The organism is Brevibacterium sp. CCUG 69071 (assembly GCF_021023135.1).
Lineage (GTDB): Bacteria > Actinomycetota > Actinomycetes > Actinomycetales > Brevibacteriaceae > Brevibacterium.
This window is the reverse complement of sequence record NZ_PGFV01000004.1, coordinates 418,003-441,429: the sequence shown is the minus strand read 5'-3', so window position 1 is coordinate 441,429 and position 23,427 is coordinate 418,003. Positions and strand designations below refer to the sequence as shown.

The 23,427-nt window shown below is 66.8% G+C and carries 23 protein-coding genes; 8 read left to right on the top strand and 15 right to left on the bottom strand.

From position 1 onward, the window contains the following. Positions 1 to 4: 4 nt before the first annotated feature. Positions 5 to 1,387, top strand: a complete 1,383-nt coding sequence (locus CV023_RS13605; protein ID WP_230746417.1) for a SpaH/EbpB family LPXTG-anchored major pilin — start codon at positions 5 to 7, stop codon at positions 1,385 to 1,387. Beyond that, positions 1,384 to 2,355, top strand: coding sequence for a class C sortase (locus tag CV023_RS13600; RefSeq protein WP_230746416.1), 972 nt, complete (start codon positions 1,384 to 1,386; stop codon positions 2,353 to 2,355). Before CV023_RS13605 ends, CV023_RS13600 begins: the two co-directional genes overlap by 4 nt. On the opposite strand, the gene CV023_RS13595 is transcribed toward CV023_RS13600, so the two are convergent. The 6 genes from CV023_RS13595 to CV023_RS13570 all read right to left on the bottom strand — a co-directional run bounded on the left by CV023_RS13595 (position 2,327) and on the right by CV023_RS13570 (position 9,675). After that, entirely contained in the window at positions 2,327 to 5,005 is a 2,679-nt protein-coding gene (locus CV023_RS13595; RefSeq protein ID WP_230746415.1) for a helix-turn-helix transcriptional regulator, read from the bottom strand. The two genes, CV023_RS13600 and CV023_RS13595, sit on opposite strands and share 29 nt — an antisense overlap. Before the next feature lie 198 nt (positions 5,006 to 5,203). Then, positions 5,204 to 5,893, bottom strand: a complete 690-nt coding sequence (locus CV023_RS13590; RefSeq protein ID WP_230746414.1) for a response regulator — start codon at positions 5,891 to 5,893, stop codon at positions 5,204 to 5,206. A gap of 4 nt (positions 5,894 to 5,897) precedes the next feature. Continuing rightward, positions 5,898 to 7,385, bottom strand: a complete 1,488-nt coding sequence (locus CV023_RS13585) for a sensor histidine kinase (RefSeq protein WP_230746413.1) — start codon at positions 7,383 to 7,385, stop codon at positions 5,898 to 5,900. A gap of 104 nt (positions 7,386 to 7,489) precedes the next feature. Next, positions 7,490 to 8,119, bottom strand: coding sequence for a class I SAM-dependent methyltransferase (locus CV023_RS13580; protein ID WP_230746412.1), 630 nt, complete (start codon positions 8,117 to 8,119; stop codon positions 7,490 to 7,492). Positions 8,120 to 8,260: 141 nt separating this feature from the next. Next, the gene (locus CV023_RS13575) at positions 8,261 to 9,223 is read right to left on the bottom strand and encodes an anti-sigma factor (RefSeq protein ID WP_230746411.1); all 963 of its coding nucleotides are present in this window, start codon (positions 9,221 to 9,223) and stop codon (positions 8,261 to 8,263) included. Further along, positions 9,220 to 9,675 carry a sigma-70 family RNA polymerase sigma factor gene (locus tag CV023_RS13570; RefSeq protein ID WP_230746410.1) on the bottom strand — a complete coding sequence of 152 codons (456 nt, stop codon included), beginning with the start codon at positions 9,673 to 9,675 and terminating at the stop codon, positions 9,220 to 9,222. The genes CV023_RS13575 and CV023_RS13570 overlap by 4 nt, the downstream gene beginning before the upstream one ends. On the opposite strand from CV023_RS13570, the gene CV023_RS13565 reads away from it, so the two are divergent. Then, positions 9,674 to 9,955, top strand: a complete 282-nt coding sequence (locus tag CV023_RS13565) for a hypothetical protein (protein ID WP_230746409.1) — start codon at positions 9,674 to 9,676, stop codon at positions 9,953 to 9,955. The two genes, CV023_RS13570 and CV023_RS13565, sit on opposite strands and share 2 nt — an antisense overlap. Before the next feature lie 99 nt (positions 9,956 to 10,054). On the opposite strand, the gene CV023_RS13560 is transcribed toward CV023_RS13565, so the two are convergent. Next, positions 10,055 to 10,735: a fasciclin domain-containing protein gene (locus CV023_RS13560; RefSeq protein WP_230746407.1), complete on the bottom strand. Its 681-nt coding sequence runs from the start codon at positions 10,733 to 10,735 to the stop codon at positions 10,055 to 10,057. Between the two features lie 188 nt (positions 10,736 to 10,923). Continuing rightward, the gene (locus tag CV023_RS13555) at positions 10,924 to 12,552 is read right to left on the bottom strand and encodes a molybdopterin-dependent oxidoreductase (RefSeq protein ID WP_230746405.1); all 1,629 of its coding nucleotides are present in this window, start codon (positions 12,550 to 12,552) and stop codon (positions 10,924 to 10,926) included. A gap of 141 nt (positions 12,553 to 12,693) precedes the next feature. Here CV023_RS13555 and CV023_RS13550 point away from each other — a divergent pair, with 141 nt between their 5' ends. Both CV023_RS13550 and CV023_RS13545 read left to right on the top strand, forming a co-directional pair. Continuing rightward, positions 12,694 to 13,197 (top strand): OsmC family protein, encoded by a 504-nt coding sequence (locus CV023_RS13550; protein WP_230746403.1) that lies wholly within the window; start codon positions 12,694 to 12,696, stop codon positions 13,195 to 13,197. Between the two features lie 235 nt (positions 13,198 to 13,432). Next, entirely contained in the window at positions 13,433 to 14,122 is a 690-nt protein-coding gene (locus CV023_RS13545; protein ID WP_230746401.1) for a trimeric intracellular cation channel family protein, read from the top strand. Between the two features lie 22 nt (positions 14,123 to 14,144). Here CV023_RS13545 and CV023_RS13540 read toward each other — a convergent pair whose 3' ends face one another. Then, positions 14,145 to 14,396 (bottom strand): GPP34 family phosphoprotein, encoded by a 252-nt coding sequence (locus CV023_RS13540; protein ID WP_230746400.1) that lies wholly within the window; start codon positions 14,394 to 14,396, stop codon positions 14,145 to 14,147. A gap of 22 nt (positions 14,397 to 14,418) precedes the next feature. Beyond that, positions 14,419 to 14,760, bottom strand: coding sequence for a GPP34 family phosphoprotein (locus CV023_RS13535; protein ID WP_230746399.1), 342 nt, complete (start codon positions 14,758 to 14,760; stop codon positions 14,419 to 14,421). Between the two features lie 118 nt (positions 14,761 to 14,878). Here CV023_RS13535 and CV023_RS13530 point away from each other — a divergent pair, with 118 nt between their 5' ends. Continuing rightward, positions 14,879 to 15,742 (top strand): PPK2 family polyphosphate kinase, encoded by an 864-nt coding sequence (locus tag CV023_RS13530; protein WP_230746398.1) that lies wholly within the window; start codon positions 14,879 to 14,881, stop codon positions 15,740 to 15,742. Between the two features lie 24 nt (positions 15,743 to 15,766). Here CV023_RS13530 and CV023_RS13525 read toward each other — a convergent pair whose 3' ends face one another. From CV023_RS13525 to CV023_RS13515, 3 genes are all read right to left on the bottom strand, one after another. Continuing rightward, a complete protein-coding gene (locus tag CV023_RS13525; protein ID WP_230746397.1) occupies positions 15,767 to 16,189 on the bottom strand; it encodes an OsmC family protein in 423 nt (140 codons plus the stop codon). A gap of 217 nt (positions 16,190 to 16,406) precedes the next feature. Further along, on the bottom strand, positions 16,407 to 16,997 hold the full coding sequence (locus CV023_RS13520; protein WP_230746396.1) for an isochorismatase family protein: 591 nt from the start codon (positions 16,995 to 16,997) through the stop codon (positions 16,407 to 16,409). A gap of 135 nt (positions 16,998 to 17,132) precedes the next feature. Next, positions 17,133 to 17,513, bottom strand: coding sequence for a hypothetical protein (locus CV023_RS13515; RefSeq protein WP_230746395.1), 381 nt, complete (start codon positions 17,511 to 17,513; stop codon positions 17,133 to 17,135). Positions 17,514 to 17,662: 149 nt separating this feature from the next. On the opposite strand from CV023_RS13515, the gene CV023_RS13510 reads away from it, so the two are divergent. After that, positions 17,663 to 18,928, top strand: coding sequence for an MFS transporter (locus tag CV023_RS13510; protein WP_230746394.1), 1,266 nt, complete (start codon positions 17,663 to 17,665; stop codon positions 18,926 to 18,928). Between the two features lie 116 nt (positions 18,929 to 19,044). Beyond that, entirely contained in the window at positions 19,045 to 19,830 is a 786-nt protein-coding gene (locus CV023_RS13505; protein ID WP_230746393.1) for an MOSC domain-containing protein, read from the top strand. Positions 19,831 to 19,903: 73 nt separating this feature from the next. Here the strand turns inward: CV023_RS13505 and kynU are convergent, their stop codons facing one another. After that, positions 19,904 to 21,169 (bottom strand): kynureninase, encoded by a 1,266-nt coding sequence (gene kynU, locus CV023_RS13500; protein ID WP_230746391.1) that lies wholly within the window; start codon positions 21,167 to 21,169, stop codon positions 19,904 to 19,906. Positions 21,170 to 21,264: 95 nt separating this feature from the next. Next, on the bottom strand, positions 21,265 to 23,349 hold the full coding sequence (locus CV023_RS13495) for an iron ABC transporter permease (RefSeq protein ID WP_269067419.1): 2,085 nt from the start codon (positions 23,347 to 23,349) through the stop codon (positions 21,265 to 21,267). Positions 23,350 to 23,427 lie beyond the last annotated feature (78 nt).

Sequence of the window (23,427 nt, the reverse complement as noted above, 5' to 3'; positions counted from 1 at the left end):
AACAATGAAAAACAGGAAACTGGGTCTGTGGCGGCGTCTGACCGCGATCACCGCAGCAGCGGCGCTGAGCGTGCTCGGCATGGCCGGTACGGCGCAGGCGACCGACAATGTGGGCAACATCGACACGAGCAAGACCGGGTCGATTATCGTCCACAAGTACGACGGCAGCTACGGCAGCGACGGCGGCAACGGCTCCGCCCTCTCTGACACCTCGAAGCTCGGCAACCCTCTCGCAGGTGCCACCTTCACGGTTGAGAAGGTGACGTCCAAGGGCGGTCAGACCATCGATCTCACCACTCCCGAAGGATGGGATGCGATCAGCGGTCTACAGGCCTCCGAGGTCGCAGCCGGCGGCTTCACCAAGGAGAAGAAGGGCGAGAAGACCACCACCGGTGACGGACTCGCCACCTTCAGCGGACTGCCTCTGGGCCTCTACCTCGTCACCGAGACCGGGACCCCGGCCGACGCCACCTCGACGACGGATCCGTTCCTCGTCACCCTGCCTCTCTCCCAGTCGGGCGGCAAGTGGCTCTACGACGTCAACGTCTACCCGAAGAACTCGATCAACAAGACCCAGCCGACCAAGGAAGTCTCGAACCCGACCGCTCCCGTGCTCGGCTCGAACGTCGACTGGACGATCACCGCTCCGGTTCCGGCCGCGAACAACGGGTACAAGAAGTTCGTCATCACCGACAAGCTCGACTCCCGCCTTGAGCATGTCGCGACCAAGGTCGCCGGATACACCGAGGGCACCGATTACGCTCTCACCGTCAACGGCGGCACCGTGACGATCACCTTCACCGATGCGGGGCTGAAGAAGCTCAAGACCGGCAACTCGGTCGTCGCCACGATCACGACGAAGGTGATCGAGCAGGGCGACGGCACCATCGAGAACTCGGCGCTGGTCAACACCAACGGCACCGAGAAGAAGACCAACCAGGTGAGCACCAACTGGGGTTCCCTGAAGGTCATCAAGCACGTCGCGGGCGACAAGTCCCACACCCTCGCCGGAGCCGAGTTCGACATCTTCTCCGATGCCGCAGCAAAGAACCGCGTGGCGTCGGTGAAGACCACGGCCGATGGCACTGTCTCGATCACCCTGTGGGTCGGCAACAACGACGCAACCTCGAAGCAGTACTGGATCAAGGAGACCAAGGCACCTGCCGGCTACGTCCTCGACGGAACCGTCAAAGAGGTCACCGTCACGGCCGGCGAGACCTCGGCACCACTCAGGTACGAGTTCCCCAACACCCAGCAGGGTCACCCGAACCTGCCGCTGACCGGTGCTGACGGAAAGATGCTCGCGATGATCGCCGGCATCGGCCTCATGCTCATCGCCGGTGGTGCAGGCATCGTCGTGGCCAACCGCCGCAAGAACCAGGTGTGACCCACTCACCTGAGGCCCAGGAGTCCGGTTCGGTGCCCGTACCGAACCGGACTCGGCGGCCGCGCAAGTCCACTCGGCGCCCGTCATCGGACGGGCGCCGGTGGCGCGTGCCCGTGTTCGCCCTGGTCATCGCCCTGATCGCGCTGAGCGGCCTGGGGATCTGGACCTACCCGAGTGCCGCGGCCTGGTTCTCCCAGCTCGATCAGTCGAAGATCATCGGAGACTCGGCAACGACCTCTGAGGGCGACCGGTCGGAGAACTCCCGCCAGCTCAAGCTCGCCCACGAGTACAACGCCGCCCTGCAATCGGGCGCGCAACTCGAGTCGAATCACCGACTGCCCTCGGGCAGCGGCACCTCGAGCAATGGGGCCCCGGCCTACGAGGACGTGCTCGACGATGGTGCGCCGGGCGTGATGACCCGACTGCGCATCCCCTCGATCGATCTCGACCTGCCGGTCTACCACGGCACCAGCGATGCCACCCTTCTCAAAGGGCTCGGACACCTCGAAGGCACCAGTCTGCCCGTCGGAGGCCGGAACACCCATTCGGTCATCACCGGCCATCGTGGTCTCGCCGAGGCGACGATGTTCACGAACCTCGACAAGGTCGGCAAAGGCGACAGGTTCACCCTGACGACCTTCGGCGAGGTGCTCAGCTACCAGGTCGTGCGCACACAGGTCGTCGAACCCGATGAGACCGAATCACTGCAGACGGCCTCCGACCGCGACCTCGTCACCCTGGTCACCTGCACGCCGCTGGGCATCAATTCCCAACGGATCCTCGTCACCGCCGAACGCGTCTACCCGACTCCGGCAGCAGACCTCGAGGCCGGAACCGCGCCTCCGGACATTCCCGGTTTCCCCTGGTGGATCGTCATCATGGGCGCGGGCATCGTGGCGGCCGGAATCTATGTGTGGTGGTCGGGACGACCGGTTCGAGTCAAGCCCGCCCGCGCTGCGCGGCATTGAGCCGACCGGCATCGCGGAGCTTGAGCATGATCATCGGGATGTCTCGACGCCGGCTGGCTCCGAGCTTGGCCCGAGCCTGGAGCACATGCGATTCGACCGTGCGCACCGACAGCACGAGACGCTGACTGATCTGCACATTCGTCAGCCCCTCGGCGATCAGGCGGCAGATCTCGAGCTCGCGGTCGGTCAGAGTCACGGCGGGCGAGGCATCGGTCGACGGCCTCGGCGACTCAGCCGTGGGCGATGGGTCCTCGGGTGCTGTCGAAGCTCGCAGGTGCAGCGCATCGAGGGCGTCCCCGGCCGACCGTGCACGGGCACTCATGCGTTGGCCGAGGAACAGTGCGCGCGCCTGGGTGAAGGCAAGTCGGGCGGCACCGCGGTAGCCGACCTGCTGCAGTTCGCGCCCGACGACCATGAGGGCCTCGGCATCCTCGGCGGCTGCCGCCGCGATATGCCTGCGCGCAGTGCGCGGGCCGGGCAGATCGAGATCCGGGTCTCCCGCCAGGGATGCATCGGCTTCGGCCGCAGTGACCGTGCCGTCGAGGAGGCGGGCATGGACGAAGACAGTGCGCAGCCAGGGCGGCAGCTCTTCGGCATTCGGCGATCCCGGGCCGAGGAGAAATGCGGCCAAACCATCGTGGAGTCGGTACCCCTGCGTCGAACCCGCCTCGGCGTCGGCGGTCGGCCGATAGTAGGGGGCGCGACTGCGCTGCCAGCGACCGATGGTGTCCCGCAATCCCCAGCCGACGGCGAGCAGCGCCGGGTTGACCGATGCCGCAAAGGCCTCGAAGTCGCGCGCCGCGCTGTCGACCTCCCCCTCGAGCAGGCGCAGAATTCCGGTGGACCACGCCGCGGTGGCCGTCAGCTGCCATCCGCTGTGGGCCGACGCACCGCACGCGGTTGCCAGCAGCGTGCGTGCGGTGAGTTCGGAGCGTTCATGTTCGATGCCGGCGAGGAGACAGTTGACGGTGGCTCCGGCGGAGAAGTACCAGAGCATGGTGAAGGTGAAATCATCGAGCGTCCGTGATTGGACCGTAGTGAGGTCGGCGATGAGGTCGAGACCCGTCTCTGCCGCAGCGATCAGACCCTCGGCGTCGTCGACCTTGAGGCTGTACTGGCACAGGGTAGCGAGAGCGGCCAGACGCAGACCCGGCGGCGTGCGTGGGGAGTCGAGGACCGATCGGATGTCCTCGATTCGAGTCATCACGCTGCCGGTGAATGAGGAGACGAGGTTCGCCGTCCCAGGAATCAGGACATCGACCGTGTCCGTGAGGAACTCCGTCCACCACTCGGGGAGTTCGGCTTCGCAGGCGAGAGCCGCACCCGCCACGAAGAGAAGTTCGAGGCACACCGGTTCGTGTTCGTGCCCCATGGCACCGCGCTCGACAGCAGACCGGATCAGATCGACGGCACCTGCGCGATCGCCTTTGGTCAGCCGTGCCATGATCGACTGCAGCTCCCATTCGAGCAGCAGAGGCGGGTCGTCCCGGACCGTGTCTTCGACCGTCAGAAGCATGACCGTGGCTTCCATCGGATCGCCGAGGCGGTTGAGGGAACGCGCCGCTCTGAGCATCAGCCGAGCCCGGGAACGGTCGAGTTCGGCTGCGTCGTTGACGAGGTCACGTGCCAAGCTGATCTCGGCCACCTCGCCGACGGGATAGCCCGCCCGCCACATCGTCTCGAGTCGGCGGCGGAATCCCTCGTCCTCCTCGGCGCTGGTCTCACCGACGTGTGCGCTGTCCATGGCCGAGACGTGGAGTGGCGAGACCGCAACGGAGGGTTGGCCGGTGACCTCGAGTTCGCGGGCCAATCGCAGGTCGATCAGGCGAGCGATGGTCGTATTGCCGAAGAGCTGCTTGGCCGTGCTGATCGGCATGGGTCCGATGTCGCCGAGGCGACGGGCGGTGACCAGCGTGTCTCTGCGCAGGAGCGGATACTGTGCTGACAGCCGCAGCAGTGAGCGGTTGCCGAAAGGTGGGGTATCGACGCTGGCATGGGGGTAGCGCTGCGGAACTCTGTGCGGATCCTCCTCGGCCCATGCGACAAGATCGGCGGCGACCAGCGGCCTGCCGGCGGACAGCGCCGCGAGGGTGCGAAGCTGAAGGTCATCGAGCGGCGCGGTTGCGGAGAGTCCGGTGACGAGTGCGAGAGACTCGCTGCTGGTCAGTCGGGCCAGGTCGATCCGCTCGAGCTGCCCGGAACTCCACCCGGCTGCGATCTGGGAGAGAGGCCCATTGCTGTCCCGATGCACGGCGCGCAGACGGTCGCCGTCGACAAGGTAGGCGATGGGTACTTTCGACTGATGGAGTGCGCGGTCGATGACCGATTCTGCCTCGGCAGTGAGCAGGTGGGCGCCGCAGATGATTCGGGGGCCACCGTTGAGGCGTGCGGGATCGGTGAACTCCTCGACCTCCTCGGCGCTCGTGTGCGTGGTCACTCGCAGGAGGGAAGCTTCGGGCTGACCGAGCGTGGCGGCCAAGGACCGGGCGAAGTCAAGTGCTCCGTCGCCGGTGAGGCAGACCACCACGACCGAGCGGTCGGCGCGGAGATAGTCGAGGATCTGCGTCGACTCTCGGCTGCGCGTCGGTGCCTGGTGAACAAGGCGGTCGTAGGTGGGGTCGAATGGAGCAGCGGTGTCCGTGCTGCGCATGCGCATGGTGCCTTTCCGGTCGCCGAAGTTCGAAACCGTCAAGACTGTTTCGGGGATCGTTGGGGTGGACCTTGAGTGCAGGTGGTGGGGCTGTGGGGCGGGGAATGGGCCGGTCACGATCGAGTCATTCGGCCGTAAGACAGACTACACTCGGCGTCATCGAGTTCGCCAGAACGTCCCGGAACTCGGTCCGAACTGTCAGGTTCGGTCTGTCGACCCCGAGTCGCCGCTCCGCGCTCCGGCGCCGACGATCCCGTTCTCATATGCCCAGATCACGGCATGGATGCGGTCGCGGATATCGAGCTTCGTCAGCAGGTTCGACACATGAGTCTTCACCGTGGCCTCGCCGACGAACAGCTTTGCCGCGATCTCGGAGTTGCTCAGTCCTGACGCAACCAGATGGAGGACCTCGAGCTCGCGTTCGGTGAGCTGATCGAGCACGGGCGGAGCGGGAGTCGTCGGCTCGGGGCTGTTCACCGAGCGCTCGATGACACGTCGGGTCACCTCGGGGGAGAGGAGCCCGTCCCCGTTCGCCAGGGCGTTGATGGCATCGATGAGCTGCTCCGCCTCGGCGGTCTTGAGCAAGAACCCGCTGGCACCGGCCGCCAAGGCCTGGAACAGGAAGTCGTCACGGTCGAAGGTGGTGAGCATGAGCACCGCGCCGGCCGCGTTTCTGCGGACGATCTCCGCGGTGGATTCGAGGCCGTCCATGACGGGCATCTGAACATCCATGCAGATGACGTCCGGCGACAGCTTCAAAGCGCGGTCGATGGCGATCTGCCCGTTCTCCGCTTCGCCGACGACGGTGATGCCGTGCTCGGATTCGAGGATGGTGCGGAAGCCGGTGCGGATCATCGATTGATCGTCGACGAGGAGGACTCGGATCACGGGTTCAGGCCTTTGCTCGGGTGTCGGTGGCCTGGGCGGCGGATGGTTCGGATGTGGGGTCCGCGTCCTCGGTGGCCGGGTTCGTGTCCTCGACGTCGACGGTTGCGGCGTCGTTGGTCGCAACTGCGTTCGGGGAAGCATCCGGGGACGCCGAGGCGGCAGCGGGCGACGCCGAAACAGCCACGTCTTCGTTCGTGTGCGGATAGGGAATTCGGGCGCGGACAAGCCAACCACCGCGGGACTTCGGCCCCGCTTCGAGGCTGCCGCCGAGGGCGTTCATCCGCTCCCGCATGCCGACGATGCCCAGGCCGAGGCCGGCCTGCTGCGGTTCGGGCCCTGCTGGGTCCTCGGAGTGCACTGAGTCCTCGGGGCGCACCGAAGCGTCGGGACGTTCGGCTGCGAGCTCGGAGCCGGCTGAACGCGAGTCGCTGACTTCGACCTCGAGATCGGCACCGCCGTAGCGCAGTCGCACCTCCACCTCGGCGCCGGAACCGGCGTAGCGGCTGCAGTTGGTCAGGGATTCCTGGATCACGCGGTAGATCGACAGCTCCGTGATCGGTGTGAGCGGACGGGCTTCGCCGATCGTTCTGAATTCGATTCTCTGGCCGTTGCCGCGGGCCGATTCGATGAGTTCGGGCAGATCGCCGAGGCTGGGGTTGCCCTTCGTCGTCGGTTCGGTCCGGGCCTCTCCGGTGTCGCGCAGGGTGTAGACGAGGGCGCGGAGTTCCTCGACGGTCTCTCTGGTCGAGGTTTCGATGGTCTTCAGTGACTCGGCTGCTCTGTCAGGGTTCTTCGTCAGGCTGCGGCGCGCGGCCGCGGCGTGGATCCCCACCCCGGCGATATGGTGGGCGACCCCGTCATGGAGTTCGCGGGCGATGCGCACCCGCTCGAGATCGAGGGCCTGATCGGCCAGGCGTTCTCCCTGCCGCCGGACCTCCTCATTGGCGGCCCGGAGTTCGGCCAGCAGCAGTCTTTGGTTCCAGGCACGATTGCCGAACAGCCAGGCCCCGCCGAAGTACGCGACGTTGACGAGCACATTGATGCCGAAACCTGCGGCGATCTGCAGGGCCGTCATCCCCGAGAGATCGTTGATTTGGAAAGAGAGGGCCAGGTTGAGGTAGAGGAAGATGCCGAGGCAGTAGAGGGTCCGGGAGATGAAAGCGGCCCGGCGGTTGCTCTGCCAGGCTCCCACCGAATAGAGACCCATGAACAGGATGATCTGGGTGACCCCGGGCTCGATCGCGCTGAAGACCTGTGCCGTGACAAAGACAACCGCTTGGGTCCAGGCAACCTGACTCGGATAGCGTCGGCGCCAGATCAGCGGCAGGGAGACGGACGCCGAGCTCAGCCACAGCACCCACAGTGGTGCTTCGAAAGGCCAATTGCCAGTCGCCGTGTAGAGCACTGAGAAGACCATCGAAGCCACGGCCAAGACGATGGTCAGATACACATCTCCCTTGGTCGGGCTCAGCGATGTCTCATTGTCTGCCATCCTCCCAGCTTAGACAGTCGCACTGCGGTGCGGAATCCGCCGAGATGGGGATTTCGCGCCGCAGGGCTCCGCCTGCAGGCTGAGGCGCGGCCATTGGTGCGGGATCAGTCTTGGGCGGATTTCTCCCCGACGACGACCGCGAGATCCTTGTGTTTCCAGTGGACTCGCGTGTTCAGACCCGCCTCGGCGAGCCAGCCCAACTGCTCCTCGAGTGAGCTGGGAGTGTCCTCGACCCAGTCGATCGGGGTGACCACCTCGGCGGGGTCATCGGGGACCACGAGATCGGCGAGCACGAAGCGACCGCCGGGGCTGAGCACCTCGGCGATGCGAGCAAAGAGATCCGCCTTGCCTTCTGCGCCGAGGTGGTGGACCGCGAGCGTCGACATGACGAGGTCGAACGGTCCGGGCGGCAACGGGTCCTCGAGCCGGCCCTCCCGCAGTTCGGTGCGCTGAGGATCGAGAGTCGTGCGGGCGGCGGCGAGCATCTGCGCACTGGCGTCGATCCCGAGGAGCTTCGCCTCGGGGAGGGTATCGAGGACCTTGGTCGCGGTCAGGCCGCTGCCGACGCCGAGGTCGAGGATGGTGCTCGGGCGGGCGGCGTGGTCGGTGGCCGACTCCGGCGCGGTCGGTGCTGTGGCGGCCTCGGTGAGCTCGGTTTGGAGGCGTGTGTAGTCAGGGATCTCTTCGGCCATGAGGGCCAGATAGCTTGCGGGATCCCACTCGAACTCGGTCATGTCGGCTCCTTCGCGGACGGTGAGCGCGATCCTACTCCGGTTAAGTCAGAGAGCACTGGTTGCAACCAGTGCTCTCCGACTTAAAGCGTGCAGCGCTTGGCCGGTGGCTCGTGGCCACGCTGCTCCGTGTGGCGACGCGGCCTACAGGTTGATCGCGACGACCGGGTCCGTGGTCGGCTGCTCGGAGCCGCCCTCGGGTTCGACGGTGATGCCGAAGACGCTGCCGGCGGAGAACTCGTGGCCGGCGATCGTCACTGGCTCACCGGTCATCAGCCCAGCGCTCGCCGGACCGTCATCGCCGATCACCCACATCTGCATCGACTTCCCGGCCGGAGCCTGCCCGACATCGCGCGGGCTGAAGCGGATGAGCTGCTCGGACTCCGAGGACAGCACCGTGACCGTTCCGCCTTCGGGCAGTTCGGCCGTGCTCGTGTGCAGGTCGTCGGCCTCCATCAGACGCGTGGACTCGTCGAGCTGCTGCTGGGTGGACGCGAGGTCCTCCTCGAGCTGGTTCTGTTCCTGGGTCTGCTGCCAGATCGTGACGCCGAAACCGGCGACGACGATGAGGGCGGCCGCCGCGGCCGCATAGGGAAGCCACGAACTGCGACGCCCGGCTCGAGCTCGGCGGTTCGGACCGCGGCCGCTGCTCCGTTCGCGGTGGTCGGCAAGGGAGGCCGGAGGTGTGGGTTCGCCCGAGTTCGCAGCTGTCGAGTTCTGCTGCGCATGGGGCGTGAGGACGACCGGGTCAGGCGCGGTCGGAGTTTCCTGCGCATGCGTCGCCGGGTTCGGCGGCACGTCCACAGGGCGCTCCTGCGAGTTCTCCTGCGCATTCGCCGGGCGCTCCCGCAAACCTTCCTGCGACTCGTCCGCGGAACCCTCCTGCGCATGGGTCGCGGGGATGGAGAGGATCGCCTGGCGGGTGTTCCCACTGATTTCAACCGGTTCATCGGAGCCGGCGACCAGCGACATCGTGTCTTCGTAGGAGGCGACCTCGGCGCGGAAGTCGGCATCGGAGTCGGCGAGGGCCTGTGCCTCGACCAGTTCGGCATCGCTGAGTCCGCCGAGCGCCAGGCCGGCGGCCAGATAATCACGATCGGTGCTCATCGACTCGCCTCCAATTCCTCTCGCAGCTTCTTCATTCCGTCTCTGATCCGTGACTTGATGGTCCCCAGCGGCACCTTGAGGGTCTGAGAGATCTGAGCATGTGTCAGACCCTGATAGAACGCCATCACGATCGGTCTGCTCTGATCCTCCGGCAGTCCCTTCAATGCTGAGACCGTCCGATCCGATTCCGCCCGGTCGATCACTGTCTGCTCGACATCGTCACCGGTCTCGGCGGTGGACCGCAGCCCATCGGCGAGGTCCCGGTCCTGCTGGGACTGGACGCTGCGCACGCAGTCGATGGCTCGCCTGCGACACAGCGTGACCAACCATGCCCGGCCCGTTCCCTTCGCGGGGTTGAAGCCCGAACACCGCGTCCACACCTCGGTGAAGCATTCCTGCAGCACCTCCTCGGCCAGTGACCGGCTCTTCACGATCCGCAAGATCACGGCCATGAGGATCCTCGACTGGTCCGTGAACAGCTTCTCGAACGCCGCCGCGTCACCCGTGGCGATCCTCAACAGCAGGTCACCGCTGGGGTCCGCCGGTGCGGATCCTGCCGACCCAGACCCCGCAGACCCGGAGTCTGCCGACCCGGACCCTGTCAATCCGCTGTCCGCCGAGGTGGGAACCTGCGGTCGGGATTCCGGAGGAGACCCCGGGGGACTGTGTCGAAACGCCGTCGGATCGTGTGAACTCATGGACCAATCTTCTCATCCCCCGACCGATGACTGACACGCTCGTCGGTGGGTGAGGGAGGAAAGAGGGGTGGCCGGGGACCGATCGGGTTATCAGTGATCGGTCCCTGGCCGGTACTGCGAGGGGTCTGAGATGTCAGTCCTTGGGCATCATCACACCGTCGACCATGTACACGGTGGCGTTGGCGGTCTTGACTCCGCCGCAGACCAGACCGGCATCGTCGAACTTCATGTCCTCGCCCTCACCGGAAACAGTGACCTTCGATCCCTCGACGGTCTCGTGCTCACCGGCGATCTCATCGGGGCTCAGCTGACCGGGGATAACGTGGTAGGTCAGGACCTTCGTGAGCATGTCCGAGTCCTTGGCCAGGGCGTCCAGGTCGTCCTTCGGCACGGCGGCGAACGCGTCATCGACCGGGGCGATGACGGTGAACTCGTCACCATTGAGGGTATCGACGAGATCGACATCCGGGTTGAGCTCACCCGAGACGGCCTTCGTCAGGGTCGTCAGCATCGGATTGTTCGAGGCCGCGGTGGCCACCGGATCCTGAGCCATTCCCTCAACCGAGCCCCCACCATCGGGGTTCTCCTCGGCGTAGGTCGAGCAGCCGGAGCCGACGAGGTCGCCGCCGGCCATCGAGGCATCCCCGGATTCCTCGGGCATCTCGGACTCAGCGGCCTGGGATTCGGTGCTGGAGGACTCGGAACCGGAGTCCTCGCTGCCGGAGTCCATGCCCCCGCAGCCCGATAGTGCCAGGAGTCCGATGGCTCCGGCTGAAAGGATGGTTGCGGTACGTGTGCGAAGCAGTGTTTTCATCGTTCTTCTCCTTGTGAACAGTGGTGCGTATCGGCCCACAGCTGTGAAGTAGTCTCCAGTGCTCGCTGTGTACTGGGTATTCGCAGCGGCAGTGGTTCTGGATGGGTGGATGGGTGAGAACTTTGAGAGATTCTTCGCCGAGGTGGTTCCGCCCTTCCCGATGGACGCGCAGGAGGGGGCTCTCCCCTTCACTCGACGCGGAACTGGATGTGATGGTGTCCGGTGGCCGAGTTCGGGATCGAATCCCGGCGCTTCGCGGTCTGCACGGTGCCGTCCTTGTCCGTGGCGCGCACGGTCAGGGTGTGGGAACCCGGCTCCACCCCGGAGAATTCGGCCCGCCACTGCCGCCAGGTGTCGATGGTGACCTCCTCGGCGAGATCGGTCTTCGTCCAGTCGCCGTCGTCGAGTCTGACCTCGACGGTCTCGATCCCGGACCGCTGTGCCCATGCGGTGCCGCCGACCCGGATGTCGCCGGCGGCGACCTTGGCCAGGGGTTTGGGCACCTCGATGCGGGAGGCGACGAGGATGGGCGCCTTGGCGTCCCAGCCGCGGTCGGTCCAGTAGGCGGTCTTCTCGTCGAAGCGGGTGACCTCGAGTTCGGTCACCCATTTGGTCGCGGACACGAATCCGTAGAGCCCGGGCACGACGAGCCTGGCCGGGAACCCGTGTTCGGGTACGAGCGGCTGCCCATTCATCCCCACGGCCAGCAGGGACTCACGGTCATCGCGCAGCGCTTCTATCGGGGTCGAGGCGGTGAAGCCGTCGAAGGAATGGGAGAGCACCATATCGGCGTCCTGGTGGGGTCGGGCCCGGGCGAGGAGTTCGCGGACGGGGAAGCCGAGCCAGGTCGCGTTGCCGACGAGCTCACCTCCGACCGGGTTGGAGACGCAGGTGAGAGTGATGTGATGTTCCTCGAGGGGAAGGTCGAGGAGTTCGTCCATCGTCAGGGTGACTTCGTTCTCGACCATGCCGTGGATGCGCAGCGACCATTCCTCGGGGTCGATGACCGGAGGGGCGAGCACCGTGTCGATGCGGTAGAAGTCCTTGGCCTCGGTGACGAAGGGAACGGTGCCTTCGACATCGGCGCTCGCCGAGGCGGGGATCGGAGAGGCCTTCTTCGCCGGGTCCGGCAGGACGAGTTTGGCCACCGCCGCTCCTGCGTCCTGGGCGAGGGAGACGACGGTCTGACCGGCGGCGATGCTCGCGGCACCGATCGCACCGAGGGCTCCGGCGAGGGTGAAGAAACGTCGGCGGCTCAGTGGGTCAGGGGAGGTGGAGCTGGCGGGACCGGCGCCCGCGACCTCGAAGTCGGCACCGGAACGGTCGGCCGCCTCGGCGGGGATTATGGAGTCGCTCGCCTCGGCGGGGACGGTGAACCCACCGAACCGGAGGAGCACGACGAAGGTCGCGATGCCGAGCGCAAGACCGATGAGCGTAGGGACGAGGTCGAGGATTCCGGCCTCGGGGCGGAGGGCGATGACGACGGCAGGCACGAGCCCCGCGATGACCAACAGCAGGAGGGCCAACCGTCGGCGGGACACGGCCAGGGCCCCGATGAGAGCGCCGAGGACCAGCGCGCCGAGCCCGGTGGAGAGGACGAGGACGAGCTTGTCGTTCTCCCCGAACAGGGCGATGACGGGTTTGATGGCCGCCGGGGGAGCCAGGGGGATGATCGCCTGGCCCAAGGTGAGCAGCGGGGCCGCGCTCGGGCTGAAGGCGCGCGCGATGAGGTCGGCGAGCCCGAACAGGACGAGCGTGGAGGCCATGCCGGCGACCGCACCGCTGATGCGGCGGAGCACACGATGTTTTCGGTTCATGCGAATCATTCGGAGCGAAGGCCGAAACGGATGACTGCGGGCATTCCGAGGGGCCTGTGAACGCCCTTCAGAGCCCTCGAGTCACGTCTCGTTCACCAAAAGCTCAGTGACCTTGTTGCCAAGCTGTCGTAAAATGAAGCAATGACTGAGAATCCTGGATACGCACAGCCGCAGGCTCCGAGCGGCGACTCGGATGAGCCGAAGAGCGCCAGCGCTCCCCTCTACACCGCCAAGGTCGAGAACCTCGGTGGGACCTCGGGCGAGGTGCGCGTCGAAGACGGGCTGACACTGGCCACCGCACCGACCTCGCACCTCGATCAGGGCAGCAACCCGGAGCAGTTCCTCGCGATGGCCTGGTCCACCTGCCTCGGCGAGACCCTCAAGGTCGTGCTCGCCGTCAACGAACTCGATGCCCTCTCCCGTGTGCGTGTCGAGGTCGACCTGCACAAAGAGGCCTCGGGCAACGGCTTCTACTTCGCGCCGCGCGCGTTCATCTCCATCGAGGGAGTCTCGGACGAAGACGCCGAGAAGTACGCGGCCAGGGCCCACGCCCGCTGCCCGATCTCGAAGCTGCTGATGGGCAAGGGCAGCCCGAGCGTGGAGATCGAGACCTACAAGAACCCGGACAACTTCCAGCTCAGCTGAGCGGCTCAGCCGGATATCGCCGAGGCACGTGGACCCAGGTCTGCGTGCCTTCGTCGTCCCCGGGCTCGGAGACGAGGTCACGGTCGCGGTCAGGGTCGATGCCAAGGGAACGGCCGCCTCGGCGAGGTGGAATGCATCACGAACCGGGTGACGGCGCGGGCCGGGACACTACAGTGGAGGCAGCGCCGTCCGCGGAGCCGGGCGGACCGTGAGCCAGCCGAACCCGGGAGCCGTTGTGGAACTGAACATGCAGGAGATCATCTTCCTCGCACTCGACCTCACAGGCACCTTCGTCTTCGCGGTCTCGGGCGTCCTGTTGGCGGCCCGGCGGGGCTTCGACATCACCGGCGGTCTGGTGCTCGGCACGATGACGGGCATCGGCGGGGGCATGATCCGCGATGTCCTCCTGGACCGGGTGCCCAACGCCCTCGGCCAGCCGATCTACCTCGCCCCACCGCTCATCGCGACCCTGCTCGTCTACATCATCGGCCAGTACGTCTCGCGCGCCCGGATCTGGATCGTCGCCTTCGATGCGATGGGTCTCGGGCTCTTCAGCGTCACCGGGACGACGATCGCGCTCAGCGTCGGCGCGAACTATCCGGCCGCGCTGCTCATGGGCGCGCTGACCGCGTGCGGCGGTGGGCTCATGCGCGATGCGGTGGCCAGCGAGGACCCCGCGATCTTCCGCAGCACCGACCTCTACCTCATCCCGGCCCTGTTCGGGTCCGGCCTGACGATCATCGCCGAGGTGACCGGACTGCTGAACGGGATCACCTCCCTGCTCATCGCGGCCGCCGCCTTCGCCTTCCGGATGCTCGCCTGGAGGCTGCAGTGGCGGGTGCCGCAGCCGATGCGGCAGTGGTCCTACCGCGAGACCGGAAAGCGGATGAAGAAGCTGCCTTCGGTGTTCCGGAATCCGGACTGAGGGGCGGGGGTCGGTAGGCCGTTCAGAGAATCGGCGCCGAGGACCTAGCGCCGGTCAGTGAGAAGACAGCTCGGGCGAGTTCATCCGAGATCTCCTTGATCGCCGAGGCGGTGCCCGGTGCGCTCACTGTGCCCTTCTCGATCGCCCTGATCCGCTTGGCGACCTGCGGATTCCACGGCAGATCCGGGCCGAGGAGCGAATAGACACGGCACGCCGAGAGCAGACCGATGATCGCGGCCCCGCGCGGATCGGGCCGCCCGTCGTCGGTGAGCACGTGCCCCTCGGCGGTGACGATGTCACTGATGCGAGAGCCGCTCGAGCACGAGCTTCTTCAGCCCGGTCTCGAGCGAATCGATGAGAGTGGGGATGAGGGTCCGGGCCGAGTGCTCCTTCCGACCCAACGACTGGAGCGCCTGGGCGAGCAGAGGATCGATCGCTGACGCATCGCGCTGCGCGCGGATGAGCGTGCCCTTCGTCCTGTGATGGGAATGGACCTCGAGGCGCTCGAGATGCGCGAGTTCGACGAGCACGGCTCCTGCCAGGGCATAGTCGAGAACTGCCGCTCCGGCGACCGAATTCCCGTCCTCGGACAGGAGCAGCAGCATGAGGTCTTCGACAATGAGCAGGTCTTCGTTCATCGCGATGCCTTCCGCTCTCCTCCTCCAGTTTAGTGGAGCCGAGGGCAGGACCCCAGGATTGTGTGGACGCTCGGCCCCCTGCCTGCAAAGATGAAGGCATGAGCACGGAGATGAAGTCATGAGTGAGAAGACGGACCTCGGCTGGTCGGAGGATCCCGCACCGCTGCTGCGAGTCGACGACGGCTTCGAACTCGACGAGGTCGATCCGCATTCGACTCCCGGCTACGAAGGGAACAAGAAGTCCGGCCGCAGGGACCTCCAATACTGCACCGGTGAGCTCGACGACCTCCAGGAGCGACTCTTCGCAGCCCACCATGACGAGGAGTCCGGCCCGGCCGTCCTCCTCGTCCTCCAGGCGATGGACACGGCGGGCAAGGGCGGGATCGTCCGCCACGTCGTCGGCTCGGTCGACCCGCAGGGCATTGAACTCGCGGCTTTCAAGAAGCCCACCGAGAAGGAGCTCGCCCACGACTTCCTGTGGCGCATCCGTCCGCGCGTCCCCGGTCCCGGCATGATCGGCGTCTTCGACCGCTCCCACTACGAGGACGTGCTCATCGGGAAGGTCCGCGAACTCGCCGACAAGGCCGAAATCGAACGCCGTTACGCGGCCATCAACGACTTCGAAGCCGAACTCGCCGAGGCGGGGGTGCGGATCATCAAGGTCATGCTCCACATCTCCCCGGACGAGCAGAAGGACCGGCTCATGGAGCGCCTCGACCGCCCCGACAAGCACTGGAAGTACAACCCCGGCGACGTGGACGAACGCCTCCTGTGGCCGGACTACATGCAGGCGTATCAGACCGCCTTCGAACGCACCTCCACCGAGGCGGCCCCGTGGTACGTCATCCCCGCCGACCGCAAATGGTATGCCCGACTCGCGGTCCAACGCCTGCTGCTCGGCGCCCTGCGGGAGATCGACCCGCAGTGGCCGGCCGCCGACTACGACGTCAGCGTCGAGCGGGAGCGGTTGGCCGAGAGCTGAGGCACCGCCTCGGCGCCGGGATGCTCATTCGCGGCGGATGCTGAAGTCGACCGTCGTCGGGTGTTCGACGGTCCGGGAGACCGTGCAGTATTTGTCGTGGGAGAGGCCGACGAGCTTCTCGATGCGCGCATCGGCCTTGCGTCCCTCCTCGTCATCGGGGAAAGCCAGATCGAAGTCGAGGTGGACGTTCTCGAGTCGGGAGGCGCCGTCCTCGTCGAGCTTGTCGGCATCGGCGTGCACGTCGAAGCGGGTCGGTTCGGTGTGCCGGCTGGTCACGGTGTCGACGTCGATCGAGGAGCAGCCCGCGACCGCCGCGAGCAGCAGCTCGACGGGTGTCATCAGGCCCTCACCGCGCCCGAATTCGACGCTGGCTCCACTCGGTGCGGTGGCCCGGTAGTGGTTCTCGGCGATCCTGGTCAGTTCGATGCTGCGCTTGTCCTCACTCATGAGGCCATGATGCCAGATCCGCGCCTCGCCATCACAGCCTGCGGTCGAAAGCCCCCGGTATTCGTCAGTCCCATCTGCCGCAGATTCCAGGCCGCCACCGACGACGAGTAGCCGTGTCGGCAGACGAGGATCCAGCATCGGTCGAGGCTGTTCTTCCAGGCGTCACGACCGATTCGCTGCGCGAAACACACCGTCGGGATGCATCAAACGGGATATATCAACCGGCATCGAAGTCGATCTCCTGTGCGGTTTCGACCTTCGCGGTGCGGCCCGGACCCGATTCGAAGCCCCAGTAGAGATTCGTATGAGAGACGACCTTCTCCGGTTCGGGCGCACCCCATTCGCTGAGATCTTCGGTGGTGTGCGCATCCGAGACGAGCGTGACATCGTAGCCGCGGGCAAAACCGCCGTGGATGGTCGAACGGATGCAGGCATCGGACTGAGCGCCGGTGACGAAGAGGTGTCCGATGTCCTTGGCGGAGAGGACCTCTTCGAAATCGGTGTCCTCGAAGGTGTTGCCGTGGGTCTTCTCGACGATCGCCTCACCCGGTTCGGGTGAGAGCGCATCGACGATCTGCCACTGCGGCGAATCGGCGGGCAGCTCGCCCGAGGTATGCCGGACCCAGATGACCTCCGTGTCCGCGGCGCGGGCGCGATCGACGAGGTCGGAGATCGTGGAGATCACCGACTCGGCGTTCCACGAGGCGTCCATGACTCCAGTCTGGACGTCGACGACGATGAGGGCGGAGTTCGGACGTTCTGATGCAAGAGTCGAGGTGGACTGCGGTGGGGTCGCGGTTGCGGACATGAGGATCCTCCTTGATCAGCTCCATCATCCACCCGAACGACGGCGCGATCAAGGGTACTTGCGCGGTCAGTGAGCGTGCCCGGTCAGGGCAGGACCGCCTCGGCGCGGGGAACGGCCTTCGCCGTTCAAGTGTGCTCAGGCGAGATCGCGACCGGGCGCGTTCTTGCCGCGGCGGGCGGCGATGAACGAGCGCACTCCGGCGACGATGTAGACGATGAGCAGGACGAACGTGATCGTCGAGACGATGACGGCGGCGGGGCGTTCGGCGGTGCCGGCGAACAGGTCGCCGAGCTTGAGCACGTTCATGAAGGTGCCGATGATGCCCAGCAGTGCGACGACGAGGGCGATGTGGATGCCGATCTTCGGACGTGAGAGGCCGATGATTCCGCAGATGAGGAGCACGACGCCGAGGATCGAGGGGATCAGGGCGGTCCAGCTGGCCATCCCGGTGACGAGCCAGCCGATGACTCCCATCACGATGAGGATGATGGACAGGCCGATGGTGGTCTTCGCCATGAGTGCGTTCCTTATACGAGTGTGGGTGTGCTGCCCGCCGCGATACTGTGCACGGGCCTGCTCCGATTCTATCGGTGGGTCCGCAAAGTTCGGTTCCATGGTGCGGAACCTCACATCGGGCCGCCTCGGCGGAGTGCCAGAATGGCCAGGTGAGCGATATTCGAGACGATCCGGCCCAGGATCCGGCCCCGCGCCGATTCGGGGTGCTGCGCAGCTGGAAGACGGCACCGTACCTTGTCGGGTCCGGGATGGCGATGATGGGCGACAACATCGAACATGTCATCACCTACTGGGTGCTGTGGCAGAAGTTCGAATCGCCGGCGCTCGTCGGCTTCCAGCTCATCAGCCACTGGCTGCCGTTCCTCCTGCTCTCCGTCTATGCCGGTTCCCTGGCCGAACGCTTCGACTGCCGACGCCTGATCCAGATCGGACAGGGCCTGTTCATGTTCGTCTCGCTGTGCTGGGGAATCCTCTTCCTCACCGACTCCCTGCAGCTGTGGCAGGCGTGCGTGCTCCTCGTCATCCACGGACTGGCCGGCTGCCTGTGGGGTCCGGCCGAACAGATGATGCTCCACGACTTCGTCGACCGGTCCGAACTGCCGAGCGCGGTGCGCCTCAACGCGACCTTCCGCAGCCTCGGCATCCTCTTCGGCCCCGTCGTCGGTTCGGCGCTGCTGCTCTTCTTCGGGCCGACCTGGGGCATCTTCATCAACATCGTCTTCTACCTGCCGCTGACGATCTTCCTCTTCCGCACCCCCTTCACCGGCCACATCCGCAGCGGCGGGGTGCGCACGGCGCGGACGACGCTCGTGCAGTCGCTCAAGGTCCTCGTCGAGGTCCGCCACAACCGTTCGATCATCGGCATGCTGCTGCTCGCGGCGCTCGCCTCGATCACCATCGGCGCCGTGCTGCAGACCTCCATGCCCGTCTTCGGCGGCCTGCTCACCGGGCCCGGAGGCGACAGCGACTTCACCTACGGAGTGCTGCTCTTCGCCATGGGCGCCGGGGGAGTGCTCGGCGGATTCCTGCTCGAGGCCACCGGGTGGGTGCGACCGACCCCCGCGGCCGCCGCGGTCGCCGCTGCGGGACTGGGCGCCTCGGCGATCGTCTTCGCCTTCACCTCGCACCTGTGGCTGGCCGTGATCATGCTGCTCTTGGCCGGGGTCTGCAAGATCACCGCCGAATCCACGGAGATGGCGATCATCCAGCTCGAGGCGCCGACCCACATCCGCGGACGGGTGATCGGGTCCTATGCGACCTTCGGCCCCGGCATGCAGACCTTCTCCGGGGTCACCGTCGGCGTGCTCGGCACGATCGCCACGATCCCGGAGGCCGTGATGATCGGCGGGACCGTGCTGGCCATCGGGGCCGTCGGCATCGGCCTCTTCGCCGTCGCCGGTCGGAGGCGGACGTGACCCCGCCCCGCCCTCCCCAACCACCCGAAGGCGGCCCAGCCACCTGGCGCGAGGTTGCTGGGCCGCCGCGGCCGGAGTCTGGGCCGCCGCGGCCGGAGTCTGGTGAGGAACTGACCGTGGTGTCGTTCGGCTATGCGCCGGTCAAAGGGACTCGGCACATCGATCGACCCGATGCGGTCGTCGACGCCCACGGACCCGTCGACGACCGGCGCTACTGCCTCATCGACGTCGACCGCCGGCAGGTGCTCAAAACCGTGCAGAATCCCTCACTCATCGGAATCCTCGCCACCGTCCACGGGGGCGGCGGTGCTGACGGTCAGGAACTCGAGCTGCGACTGCCCGACGGGAGGTCGGCCAGTGCGGTCCCCGAACCCACCGGTGAGACGCTGACCTGCGACTATTGGAAGCGGAAGGTTGAACTGACCGTGACCGAGGGCCCGCACGCAGCCCTGGCCTCGGACTGGCTGGGCCGTCCCGTCCGACTGGCTCGAGCACCCCGCGGGGACATCGTGTTCGGATCCCCGATCTCCATCGTCACTACTGCCTCCCTGCGTGACTTGGCTGCGCGCATCGATCATCCCGACCTCCTCGCCGAGGCGGCCCGGTTCCGTGCGACCGTCGTCGTCGACACCGATCAGCCCTACGTCGAGGAGACCTGGCAGGGCCAGGAGAAGATCCTCACCGGTTCGGGCTTCGCGAACTCCGGTGTCACGACGCTGCTGGTGCGTATCGGCGCACCCATCCCGCGGTGCGCGGTCATGGATCTGCATCCGGTCACGGGTGAGCGAGGCCCTCGACTGCTCAAGACCCTGGCCGGCTATCGGCCGAAGAACGAGGCGGGCGAGCCCCTGTTCGGAGTCAACGCCGAGGTGGTGACAGCCACCCCACCCACACGCAGGTGACGGGTGCCCAGCAACCTGGCGCAAGGTAGCTGGGCCGCCGTCGGGTAGTTGTGGAGGGTCAGATGACGCGTGATCAGGTCACGGCGCCGCGGACCTTGTGCTCCGGGGCATCCCACAGGCGATTGTCGAGGATGTCGCGCAGCGCCTCGACCGTGTCCCAAACCTCGGTGAAGCCGATATAGAGGGGCGTGAGACCGAAGCGCAGCACCTCGGGCTCCCGGTAGTCGCCGATGATGCCGCGGGCGATGAGCGCACTCATGATCGCGAATCCTTCCGGGTGTGTGATCGAGACCTGAGATCCTCGGTGGGCTTGCTCGCGCGGGGTGACGACCTCGACCGGATGCCCGGACAAACGCGAATCCACGAGCTCGATGAACAGGTCGGAGAGTTCGAGGGACTTCGCCCGCACCGCCGCCATGTCCACGCGGGAGTAGATGTCGAGCCCGAGTTCGGCCACCGACATCGACACGATCCCCTGCGTCCCGGTGAGGTAGCGGCGGATGCCCTCGGCCGGCGCGTAGTCCGGCGACATCTCGAAGGGACGGTCATGGCCCCACCAGCCCGAGAGCGGTTGGGTGAATCGGTTGGTCAGAGCCTCGGCGACCCAGATGAAGGCGGGCGACCCGGGCCCGCCGTTGAGGAATTTGTAGGTGCAGCCGATGGCCATGTCCGCACCCGATCCGGCCAAGTCGATCTCCAGCGCTCCGGCCGAATGGCACAGATCCCAGACCACCAGTGCCCCACCGGCATGGATTGCCGAGGTGGTCGATTCCATGTCGAAGAGGCGGCCGGTGCGGTAGTTCACGTGGGTGAGGACGACGAGGGCCACCTCGGCGGTCATCGTCGAGGGGAAGCCCGCCGTGACCTCTGCGTCGTCGACGAGCCGCACCTCGTAGCCGTCGCCGAGCTGCTCGGCCAGACCCTGGAGCATGTAGATGTCCGAGGGAAAGTTCTCGCGCTGGGTGAGAATGACGCGACGCTCGGGGGCGTCGACGGCCTGCATCTTCAGCGCGGCCGACGCCGCCTTGAAGAGGTTGATCGAGGTGGTGTCGGTGACCACCGTGCTGCCGGCTCCGCCGCCGATCAGCCCCGCCACCTTGTCGCCGAGCTTCGCCGGCAGGTCCCACCAGCCGGCGGTGTTCCACGAGCCGATGAGTCCCGTGCCCCATTCGTCCTCGATCACCTCGCGGGCGCGTTCCGTCGCACCCCTGGTGCGCGGGCCCAGCGAATTGCCGTCGAGGTAGATCGTCTCGGGCGGGAGGAGGAACTCCTCGCAGAAGCCGCGGAGGGCATCGTCGGAGTCACGGAGTTCGCAGGAACGGCGATCGGTGGTCGTCACGGTTGACCTTCCGGAGTGGAGAGAAGCTGGTCGAGTGTTCGTATCTCAGGCTACATGTGACGCCGGCGAACCGAGCCGACCTGGCCCGGGCTTCCTCACACCCGTGACCGTTTGAGCAGCCACACGAAATAGGGTGCGCCGATCAGGGCGATCATCAGACCGGCCGGTACCTGGGCAGGAGCGACGACCGTGCGCCCGATCGTGTCGGCGAGGCAGACGAGGGCCGCCCCGATGAGCAGCGAAACCGGGATCACCCGGCGATGATGTGAGCCGACGAGGAAACGCGCGAGATGCGGGGCGATGAGTCCCGCGAACCCGACGACCCCGATCGCGACCACGCTGACTGCCGCCAGCACGGCCGCCACCAACAGCACGCCGAGGCGGGTCGGCGCGGTCCTAATGCCGAGCAGTCGCGGTATGTCCTCGTCGAGGGCGAGGATGTCGAGCCGTCGCGCACACAGCAGCATCGCCGGCACCGCGATGACCAGGGCGATCGTCACCGGGACGACGTCGGGCAGGGTCCGCCCATAGGTGGTGCCCGAGAGCCACGTGAACAGCCGCGGGGTCTCCCACGGGTCGACGCGCAGCAGCAGAAACGTCGTCATCGCGGTGATGGTGTAGCCGATTCCGATCCCGATGAGCACGAATCTCTCGGGCAGGAATCCGTCCTTCCACGACATTGCGGCGACGAGGCCGAAGGTGAGGATCGACGCGATGAGCGCCGCGGTGATGAGCAGCGGCCGCCCGCCGCCGAAACCGGTGACGACGATAACCGCACCGAGACCGGCTCCAGCGGTGATGCCGAGCACCCCGGGCTCGGCCAGAGGATTGCGCACCGTCGACTGGACGAGGCACCCGGCCAGGCCGAGGGCGGCACCGGCGAGGCAGGCGGCGATGGTCCGCGGCAGCCGTTCGTTGAAGGCCCGGTCGATGAGCGCCGGCGCCCGGTCGCCCAGCCACAGCTGAATATCGCCGAGGCGCAGCCACATGCTGCCCGCGAGCAGACCGAGCACGAGCATCCCGAGCACCGTGAGGATGCCGATGGTCAGGATGAGACCGAATCGGCGGCGGGTCCGCAGGGGAGTGTGCAGGCCGTTGCCTCCGACGCCCTCGCCTCGTGCCGTTCCCGCGTCGCGCAGTCGCATTGCGAGGACGATGATGAGCAGTCCGCCGAGCATCGCGGTGGGGATCCCGGTGGGAATCGACGCGGCGCCCTGAGCCCCGAGCACCGCGCGGATGATCGCATCGGCGAGGACGATGAGCAGCGCTCCCAGCAGCCCGGAGACCGGCAGCAGCAGGATATGCCTGCCGAGGACGCGAACGCGGGAGGCGATGAGGTGGGCGAGCACGGGTGCACCGAGTCCGACGAAGGCGATCGGCCCGGCCAGGGTCACCGAGGTGGCCGTGAGGATCACGCCGCACAGGATCGCTGCGAACCGCGTGATCCGCACCGAGATGCCCAGCGAGGAGGCGGCATCATCGCCGAGGGCGAGCACGTCGAGGCGTCGGGTCAGCAGCAGCGAGACGACGAGGATGACGGCGATGACCGGTGCCGCGCGCAGGGAGGCGTCGATGCTCAGCTGGGCGAGCGACCCGTTGCCCCAGGCGTAGAGGCCGACGGTGTTCTCCTTGAACAGGATGAGCAGCAGCCCGGTCCCGGCGTCGAGGGCCATGGCGATCGCCGACCCCGCGAGGATGATGCGGGTGGTCTCCGTGCTCACGGCCCGCCCGGCCAGGCCGAGCACGGCGCCGGCGGCGAGCAGCCCGCCGAGCGCGGCACTCGCACTCGAAGCCCACAGAGGCAGGGTCAGGCCGAGGGCCGCGAGCAGGGTGAGGGAGAAATGCGACCCGGCAGCCACGGCCAAGGTGTCCGGTGAGGCGAGCAGATTGCGGGTCACCGACTGCAGCAGCGCGCCGGCGATTCCCAGCGCCGCTCCGACGAGGATCCCGGCGGCCAGACGCGGCAGTCGGGATCCCGCGAAGATCTCGGACACCGGCACGCCGCCGATGTGCGAATCCTCGCCGAGGAGGCCGGAGACCAGTCCGCCGACGCTCAGTCCCGAGGTTCCCTGGGTCAGATGCCAGAGCCCGGCGGCGACGAGGGCGAGGACCGCGGCGACGAGGACCGCGGCGGCGGCCGCGATGCCCGCGGCCTTCGACGGTGCGGCAGGACCGGGCATATCGGCAGGACCGGGCGCATCAGCGGAACTGGGCGCATCACCGGGACCAGCCGCACCGCCCTCGACGGGATCCGCGGC

Bases quoted from the DNA above. Each gene is read 5' to 3' on its own strand.
- CV023_RS13605 (WP_230746417.1), top strand. From the start codon at position 5: ATGAAAAACAGGAAACTGGGTCTGTGGCGGCGTCTGACCGCGATCACC.
- CV023_RS13595 (WP_230746415.1), bottom strand. From the start codon at position 5,005: ATGCGCAGCACGGACACCGCTGCTCCATTCGACCCCACCTACGACCGC.
- CV023_RS13585 (WP_230746413.1), bottom strand. From the start codon at position 7,385: ATGGCAGACAATGAGACATCGCTGAGCCCGACCAAGGGAGATGTGTAT.
- CV023_RS13580 (WP_230746412.1), bottom strand. From the start codon at position 8,119: ATGACCGAGTTCGAGTGGGATCCCGCAAGCTATCTGGCCCTCATGGCC.
- CV023_RS13575 (WP_230746411.1), bottom strand. From the start codon at position 9,223: ATGAGCACCGATCGTGATTATCTGGCCGCCGGCCTGGCGCTCGGCGGA.
- CV023_RS13565 (WP_230746409.1), top strand. From the start codon at position 9,674: ATGAGGATCCTCGACTGGTCCGTGAACAGCTTCTCGAACGCCGCCGCG.
- CV023_RS13570 (WP_230746410.1), bottom strand. From the start codon at position 9,675: ATGGCCGTGATCTTGCGGATCGTGAAGAGCCGGTCACTGGCCGAGGAG.
- CV023_RS13560 (WP_230746407.1), bottom strand. From the start codon at position 10,735: ATGAAAACACTGCTTCGCACACGTACCGCAACCATCCTTTCAGCCGGA.
- CV023_RS13555 (WP_230746405.1), bottom strand. From the start codon at position 12,552: ATGAACCGAAAACATCGTGTGCTCCGCCGCATCAGCGGTGCGGTCGCC.
- CV023_RS13550 (WP_230746403.1), top strand. From the start codon at position 12,694: ATGACTGAGAATCCTGGATACGCACAGCCGCAGGCTCCGAGCGGCGAC.
- CV023_RS13535 (WP_230746399.1), bottom strand. From the start codon at position 14,760: ATGAACGAAGACCTGCTCATTGTCGAAGACCTCATGCTGCTGCTCCTG.
- CV023_RS13530 (WP_230746398.1), top strand. From the start codon at position 14,879: ATGAGTGAGAAGACGGACCTCGGCTGGTCGGAGGATCCCGCACCGCTG.
- CV023_RS13525 (WP_230746397.1), bottom strand. From the start codon at position 16,189: ATGAGTGAGGACAAGCGCAGCATCGAACTGACCAGGATCGCCGAGAAC.
- CV023_RS13520 (WP_230746396.1), bottom strand. From the start codon at position 16,997: ATGTCCGCAACCGCGACCCCACCGCAGTCCACCTCGACTCTTGCATCA.
- CV023_RS13515 (WP_230746395.1), bottom strand. From the start codon at position 17,513: ATGGCGAAGACCACCATCGGCCTGTCCATCATCCTCATCGTGATGGGA.
- CV023_RS13495 (WP_269067419.1), bottom strand. From the start codon at position 23,349: ATGCCCGGTCCTGCCGCACCGTCGAAGGCCGCGGGCATCGCGGCCGCC.